Source organism: Vibrio sp. V39_P1S14PM300 (assembly GCF_009904765.1).
Lineage (GTDB): Bacteria > Pseudomonadota > Gammaproteobacteria > Enterobacterales > Vibrionaceae > Vibrio > Vibrio proteolyticus.
Map to the genome: position 1 here is coordinate 1 of NZ_WXWP01000067.1, position 7,302 is coordinate 7,302.

Below are 7,302 nucleotides of genomic sequence, written 5' to 3' on the forward strand. Positions count from 1 at the left end.
ATAAGCCAGGAACGGCTAATAGTGTCAGGGTTGTTAGTCATTATAATGAGAATGAATCCTATTTAGATTTTGGTATTGTACTGATAACCTATTTGGAAGTCTCTAGTTTTCACTTGGAAGTTAATATGAAAATAGAACATTATCAGCGCTTAACTAAGCAAGCAGTTGCGCTTTTGGAATCAGAAAAAGATCTTATCGCTAACCTGTCGAATCTCAGTGCGTTGTTAAACATGGAATTGGAAGACCTGAACTGGGTCGGATTTTACCTGATGAAAGATGACGAGTTGGTGCTTGGACCGTTCCAGGGCAAACCAGCGTGTGTACGTATCCCGGTTGGTCGCGGCGTATGTGGTACTGCTGTGGCAACCAATGCAGTTCAGCGTGTGCATGATGTACACGCTTTTGAAGGACATATTGCTTGCGATGCGGCAAGTAACTCGGAAATTGTTATCCCATTTTCAATCAATGGCAACATTGTTGGTGTATTAGATATCGACAGCCCTTCAGTTGGTCGTTTTAGCGACACTGATGAGGAAGGATTAACACTTTTGATGTCAGAAGTTGAAAAGCTGCTCAATTCGCACGCAGCCAACGCATAATTTGCTTCTAGACTGTGGTTTTTCGCTTGCAGGTCACTATAATACCTGAAATATTTATCTTAATGCTCGCGGAAAACCGCATTAACCAGGAATCCTCATGGAAAACACTGAAAAGTTAAAAAACAGCAAAGAAGTTATCGCATACATTGCTGAATGTTTCCCTAAGTGCTTTACTTTAGAAGGTGAAGCAAAACCTCTGAAAATTGGTATTTTTCAGGACCTTGCTGACCGTCTGAATGAAGACCCGAAAGTAAGTAAGACCCAGCTTCGCGCAGCGTTAAGACAATACACATCTTCATGGCGTTACCTGCACGGTGTTAAACCGGGTGCAGTTCGTGTTGACCTAGATGGCAACGAATGTGGTGTATTAGAAGAAGAACACGTTGAACACGCAAAAACAGCACTTGCGGAAAGTAAGGCTCGTGTTCAGGCTCGTCGCAAAGAGCAAGCTCAAAAAGCCCGTGATGAAGGTAAAGCAAAACCAAAAGCGAACAAAAAGCCTCAACAGGCTCGCCGCGCCCAACCTAAGTCTCAAAAACCAAATAAACCAGTTGAAACGCGTGCTTTAAATGCAGATGAAATGACCGTCGGCAAGCAGGTTAACGTAAACATGGGTAAAGGAAACATGGCTGCGACCATTGTTGAAATCAATAAGGAAGATGTGCGTGTTCAACTAGCAAACGGCCTTCAAATGGTTGTAAAAGCGGAGCACCTGCGCGCATAAAGGAGATACTCCTACGCATGAAATGCCGTTCAAAACTAACTATGATCGCTGCTGGCCTCTGGCTGGCAGCTTTTTCAGTTCAGGCTCTTGAAGCCAAAATCGCGAAGGACGATTTACCCGTTCTTCAACCGGAAGTTCAGCATGAAACCGCTGCCAAGCGGGTAACCTCACGCTTTACTCGTTCTCACTACAAACACTTCACATTGGATGACCAGTTCTCGGAAGCGATATTCGAGCGTTATCTGGAACTTCTGGATTACAATCGTAATATTTTCACTCAGGCCGATATTGACTCCTTCAAAGCGTGGTCAGTTCAGTTGGATGATCAACTGAAAGCCGGCAATAACCAGATTGCGTTTGAGGTTTATAACCTGTCGATGCAAAAGCGTTACGATCGGTTTAAATACGCATTATCGTTACTCGATAAAGAGATGACATTCGATACTGATGAGTCGATTGAGTTGGATCGCTCCAAAGCGGCCTGGCCGAAAGATGAAGCAGAGTTGAATGATTTGTGGCGTAAGAGGGTGAAATACGACCAACTGAATCTGAAAATGACGGGCAAAACCTGGCCAGAGATTCAGGAGATGTTGGGTAAACGTTACAACAACGCCATCAAACGTCTTAGCCAAACTCACAACGAAGATGCGTTCCAGCTCTACATGAATGCATTCGCACGTCAGGTCGATCCCCACACCAGTTATCTGTCTCCACGCAACGCCGAACAGTTCCAGTCAGAAATGAATTTGTCTCTGGAAGGGATCGGTGCTGTGTTGCAAATGACGGACGATTACACTGTGATTCGATCACTGGTTGCTGGTGGCCCTGCGTCTAAGAGCAAGCAATTGAGTGAAGGCGACAGAATCATTGGTGTTGGCCAGGAAGGCAAGGCGGTCGTTGATGTCATTGGCTGGCGTTTAGACGATGTTGTTGAGCTGATTAAAGGGCCAAAAGGGACCAAAGTGATACTGCAAGTCTTGCCGGAAGGTAAAGATGTAAAAAGTCACACTGTCACAATTGTCCGAGATAAGATTCGCCTGGAAGACCGCGCCGTAAAATCAGAACTGATTGAAAAGAATGGCAAGAAAATTGGCGTGCTTGAAGTGCCAAGTTTCTACGTTGGTCTGGCAAAAGATACCGACAAACTGATTTCGGATCTCAAGAAGAAAGGCGTCGAGGGGATTATTGTCGATCTACGCAATAACGGTGGCGGCGCTTTGACAGAAGCTACGGCGTTATCGGGCTTGTTTATTACTAGTGGCCCGGTGGTACAGGTTCGTGACAGTTACGGTCGTGTAAATGTGAATAGTGATACGGATGGGCAAATCAGCTATAACGGCCCAATGACCGTGCTGATCAACCGCTATTCCGCATCGGCTTCAGAGATCTTTGCTGCCGCAATGCAAGATTACGGTCGTGCCATCATTCTGGGTGAGAACTCATTCGGGAAAGGTACGGTTCAGCAGCATCGTTCGCTGAATCATATCTACGATCTGTTCGATAAACAGCTCGGCTACGTGCAGTACACGATCCAGAAATTTTACCGAATTGATGGTGGCAGTACTCAGAATAAAGGTGTAATTCCAGATATCGCGTATCCGACGGCAATCGATCCAAGTGAAACCGGTGAGAGTGTTGAAGATAACGCGCTGCCTTGGGATAGCATCGATCAAGCCAACTACCGGAAGTTGAATGATTTCTCTGCACTGATCAAAACGCTGCAGTCTGAACATGAAGCTCGTGTTGCTAAAGATATGGAGTTTGGTTTTATCCAACAGGATATCGCGCAATACAAAGCGGAAAAAGACGACAACATGCTTTCATTGAATGAGAAAACTCGTGAAGCGGAAAGTGACAAAGCGGATAAGCAACGTTTGGATCGCATTAATGAGCGTCAGAAAGCCACGGGTAAAAAAGCGTTCAAATCGTTGGATGACATTCCTAAAGATTACGAAGCGCCAGATGCGTATCTGGATGAATCAGTGGCTATCATGGTAGACATGCTAAACAGCAAGTAACCAGCTAAAGTAAATCGAAGCGGGCAGTGATGCCCGCTTTTTTTGTATTCTAAATTATTGTGATGGAGATCAAAAATATCGCGCTATCGTATTAACAGTTCTAAGCTTAAAGAAAAGTGTGGGAGATGCGCGATGACGAAATGGATTTTGTTGCTATTGGCTTGTTTTAGCCTGACCGCGGCGAGTGGGGAGACCCCACCTAAAAATGATTTAACTCAATTTGATTTACCATTTCTGTTGGGTGACTGGTACCTACTTAATCCGGAGCCTGAGCAGTCTCAGGAGAACTTTCTCGCCATTAAACTCAGTTTGAGATCAACGTATTCGTTTTCCATTGATATCCAGAAGAAAGATTACAGTGTGGATCACTGGGAAGGTTTTTATACAGCCAATGAAGATACGATCATCTTGGGTGTTAATACGACTGAGCCTCAGATTTACGCGTATGAAGGAAACCATAACTTACTGAACCTGAACGGGGTGACTTTCACCAAGGCTTTGTCAAATGGCCTGGCAGGAGTGTGGTCGAGCGCTGAATTATCGGGTGCTGATATTCAAGCCAGTGACGTTCAGCATATGGATTTGGTGCTTCAGCCGGACTTTATTTTTATGTTTCGAGCCACTAATGGTGAGGGCGATGAGGCCATCCATCGTGGTGTTTACTACACCGAAGACAATAATTTGGTCTTGATGTATGAAAACGGTGAGCACGAGACAACTTATTCTTTGAAGCGTGATCAACTCACGCTGCAAGGCGATGATGGAGAGATGTTCGCAGTGCTGGACCGAATAAGATAACATAATGTTTGTTTGCCGTTTTCGCTAGATATTTCACTGTTTTTGTAGATAATATCAGCAAAATAACGAGGTATTTTTTGAATACCTCGTTTTTTCGTTTACGCTCTTGTAACTGCGTATCATCACCCTCAGATATAAGGGTATCAACTCGTCAAAAGGATTAAGACAATGGCTCATACTCCTCTAGCCAAATATAGTAAAGATTATCAATCGCCTTCTCACACCATCACTGATATTGACCTGACATTCGATTTGCATGACAACGCGACCGTTGTTACAGCCGTTTCCAAGGTAAGACAGTTGAAGGACAGCACAACGCTGAGCCTGGATGGAGAAGGTCTGGAGCTGAAGGACATTCTGGTCAACGACACACCATGGACGGACTACAACCTGACAGAAAGTGGCTTGGAGATTTTATCTCTGCCAACCGAATTTGATTTAACGATTGTTACGCTGATTGACCCAGAAGCTAACTCGGCTCTGGAAGGGTTGTACAAATCGGGCGGGGCATTCTGTACACAGTGTGAAGCGGAAGGTTTCCGTCGCATCACGTATTATCTTGATCGCCCGGATGTGTTGGCGAAGTACACCACCAAAGTGATTGCTGACAAAGCTGAGTATCCGTATTTACTTAGTAATGGTAACCGAATTGCAGAAGGTGATTTGGAAGGTGGCCGCCACTGGGTTCAATGGCAGGATCCACATCCGAAACCTGCGTATCTGTTTGCATTGGTGGCGGGCGATTTTGACGTATTGCGAGACAGCTACATCACCAAATCAGGCCGCAATGTGGCGCTGGAAATTTTTGTCGACAAAGGCAATCTTGATCGAGCCAATCACGCCATGGTTTCGCTGATCAACTCAATGAAGTGGGACGAAGAGCGTTTTGACCTGGAGTATGATCTGGATATCTACATGATTGTGGCTGTCGATTTCTTCAATATGGGTGCGATGGAAAACAAAGGTCTGAACATCTTTAACTCTAAGTTTGTGCTAGCCAATGATCAGACAGCGACAGATACCGATTATCTGGGTATTGAAGCGGTTATTGGTCATGAGTATTTCCATAACTGGACCGGCAACCGAGTGACATGCCGAGACTGGTTCCAACTGAGCCTGAAAGAAGGGTTGACCGTATTCCGTGATCAGGAGTTTTCATCCGATCTCGGCTCTCGTGCCGTAAACCGTATCAATAATGTTCGTATTATTCGCGGTCCTCAGTTTGCTGAAGATGCCAGCCCGATGTCACATCCGATTCGTCCGGAGAAAGTGATTGAAATGAATAACTTCTACACCTTGACGGTGTATGAGAAAGGCAGTGAAGTGATTCGAATGATGCACACCTTACTGGGCGAAGAGGGATTCCAGAAAGGCATGAAGCTGTACTTTGAGCGTCATGACGGTACCGCGGCGACTTGTGAAGATTTCGTGGCTGCGATGGAAGATGCCTCCGGTATTGATCTCAAGCAATTCCGTTTGTGGTACAGCCAGTCTGGCACTCCAACTTTGAAAGTAACGGATGAGTACAATGCGGCCGATCAAACGTATACGCTCACGGTTGAGCAGTCGACTGAAGCGACTCAGGACCAGGCTGATAAACACGCGCTGCACATTCCGTTTGATGTCGAGCTGTATGATGCCAAAGGTAACGTGATTGAGCTGATCTCTGGCGGTGAAGCGGTATCGAATGTGCTTGATGTGAAACAGGCCAAACAGACGTTTGTGTTTGAAAAGGTGGCAGAGAAACCGGTTCCGTCTCTGCTGCGTGAGTTTTCTGCGCCGGTTAAACTGGAGTACGACTATTCAGATGACAGCCTGATCTTCTTAATGGTGCATGCACGCAATGAGTTTGCTCGTTGGGATGCCGGTCAGATGCTGCTGGCCAAATACATTCGTAGCAATGTTGCTGGTGTGCAAAATGGTGAAGACATTGTGTTACCGGAAGCGGTTATCGACGCATTCCGTGGAGTCTTGTTGAGTGATACGCTTGAACCTGCATTTATCGCCGAAATGATGGCACTGCCTTCTCATAATGAAGTCTCTGGCTGGTACAAGCTGGTAGATGTTGATGCCATTGCTGCAGTACTGAAAGGTATCAAAGTGCAATTGGCTGAGGCGTTGGAAGATGAATTTGGCGCGCTTTACCATAGCCTCAAGCAAGACGTTTACAGTGTTGACCATGCTGCAATCGGTAAACGTGCATTGCGTAATGCCTGCCTTGGCTACTTGGCCTATACCGAGCAAGGTGATGCGTTGGTACAGAGTCAGTACGCGCAGGCGAATAACATGACTGACACGATGGCTGCGATGGCTGGAGCCAACAGTGCTCAGCTGGCTTGCCGTGAAACTCTGATGGCGGATTACAGCGATAAGTGGAAACACGATGGCCTAGTGATGGACAAATGGTTTGCGCTACAAGGGTGTAATCCGGCGGAGAATGCATTGGACGTCATCAAGAAAACGATGAGTCATGAAGCATTCAGCCTCAAGAATCCAAACCGTACCCGCAGCCTGATTGGTTCGTTCCTGAACATGAACCCAGTGCGTTTCCACGCGAAGAGCGGTGAAGGTTATGCGTTTGCCGGAGAGATTTTGCGCGAATTGAACAGCTCGAATCCACAAGTGGCCTCTCGTCTTATTGATCCTCTGCTTAAATTCCGCAAGTATGATGAAGAGCGTCAGTCTCTGATCAAAGCCCAATTAGAAATGCTGAAGGACATGGATAATTTGGCTAACGATCTGTATGAGAAAGTCACTAAGGCTCTGGAAGCATAAACCTTTGAAGGGGTGACCAAGGTCACCCCGATTTTAAGCTGATGAACACGTATTTTTTTCGTCTTAACATTTCGTATCAGACCTTTCTAGCACACTATTCTGGTATGGCAGCATCTGTTTTGGTGGTGACTGAGCAGGGGGTGCGGTTGCAATTACCCGCATCACGCTTTCGTCCATTTTTAACTCAGATTGGAGTAAAAGGTCGATTTCGGCTAACAACTGACCAAAACAATAAGTTTTTAAAGTTAGAAGTTCTGTGAGCAGCTAATTTCATAGCGATTTAAATAGAATCTTAATCACATTCTCAAACATTTCACCTCTTACCAGCTCTAAAATCATTAACTATTTGTCAATAAAGCTTTTACAATAAGGCGTGCATTACCAGTAG

Annotated in this window: 6 protein-coding genes; all 6 read left to right on the forward strand. The window is 45.6% G+C overall.

Features of this window, described 5'->3' with window-relative positions; genetic code table 11:
• Positions 1–125 precede the first annotated feature (125 nt).
• The 6 genes from CAG65_RS03310 to CAG65_RS03335 all read left to right on the forward strand — a co-directional run bounded on the left by CAG65_RS03310 (position 126) and on the right by CAG65_RS03335 (position 7,174).
• Positions 126–599 carry a GAF domain-containing protein gene (locus tag CAG65_RS03310; RefSeq protein ID WP_021703241.1) on the forward strand — a complete coding sequence of 158 codons (474 nt, stop codon included), beginning with the start codon at positions 126–128 and terminating at the stop codon, positions 597–599.
• Between the two features lie 97 nt (positions 600–696).
• Positions 697–1,323: an RNA chaperone ProQ gene (gene proQ / locus CAG65_RS03315; protein WP_021703242.1), complete on the forward strand. Its 627-nt coding sequence runs from the start codon at positions 697–699 to the stop codon at positions 1,321–1,323.
• A gap of 17 nt (positions 1,324–1,340) precedes the next feature.
• On the forward strand, positions 1,341–3,341 hold the full coding sequence (gene prc, locus CAG65_RS03320) for a carboxy terminal-processing peptidase (protein WP_161452165.1): 2,001 nt from the start codon (positions 1,341–1,343) through the stop codon (positions 3,339–3,341).
• 132 nt (positions 3,342–3,473) lie between these two features.
• On the forward strand, positions 3,474–4,139 hold the full coding sequence (locus CAG65_RS03325; protein WP_021703244.1) for a hypothetical protein: 666 nt from the start codon (positions 3,474–3,476) through the stop codon (positions 4,137–4,139).
• Positions 4,140–4,307: 168 nt separating this feature from the next.
• A complete protein-coding gene (pepN, locus tag CAG65_RS03330; RefSeq protein WP_161452167.1) occupies positions 4,308–6,914 on the forward strand; it encodes an aminopeptidase N in 2,607 nt (868 codons plus the stop codon).
• Between the two features lie 41 nt (positions 6,915–6,955).
• Positions 6,956–7,174, forward strand: a complete 219-nt coding sequence (locus tag CAG65_RS03335) for a DUF2835 domain-containing protein (RefSeq protein ID WP_161452168.1) — start codon at positions 6,956–6,958, stop codon at positions 7,172–7,174.
• Positions 7,175–7,302: the final 128 nt, after the last annotated feature.

Excerpts from the sequence above, each read along its gene's own strand:
- CAG65_RS03310 (WP_021703241.1), top strand. The coding sequence starts at position 126 with ATGAAAATAGAACATTATCAGCGCTTAACTAAGCAAGCAGTTGCGCTT.
- proQ (WP_021703242.1), top strand. The coding sequence starts at position 697 with ATGGAAAACACTGAAAAGTTAAAAAACAGCAAAGAAGTTATCGCATAC.
- prc (WP_161452165.1), top strand. The coding sequence starts at position 1,341 with ATGAAATGCCGTTCAAAACTAACTATGATCGCTGCTGGCCTCTGGCTG.
- CAG65_RS03325 (WP_021703244.1), top strand. The coding sequence starts at position 3,474 with ATGACGAAATGGATTTTGTTGCTATTGGCTTGTTTTAGCCTGACCGCG.
- pepN (WP_161452167.1), top strand. The coding sequence starts at position 4,308 with ATGGCTCATACTCCTCTAGCCAAATATAGTAAAGATTATCAATCGCCT.
- CAG65_RS03335 (WP_161452168.1), top strand. The coding sequence starts at position 6,956 with ATGAACACGTATTTTTTTCGTCTTAACATTTCGTATCAGACCTTTCTA.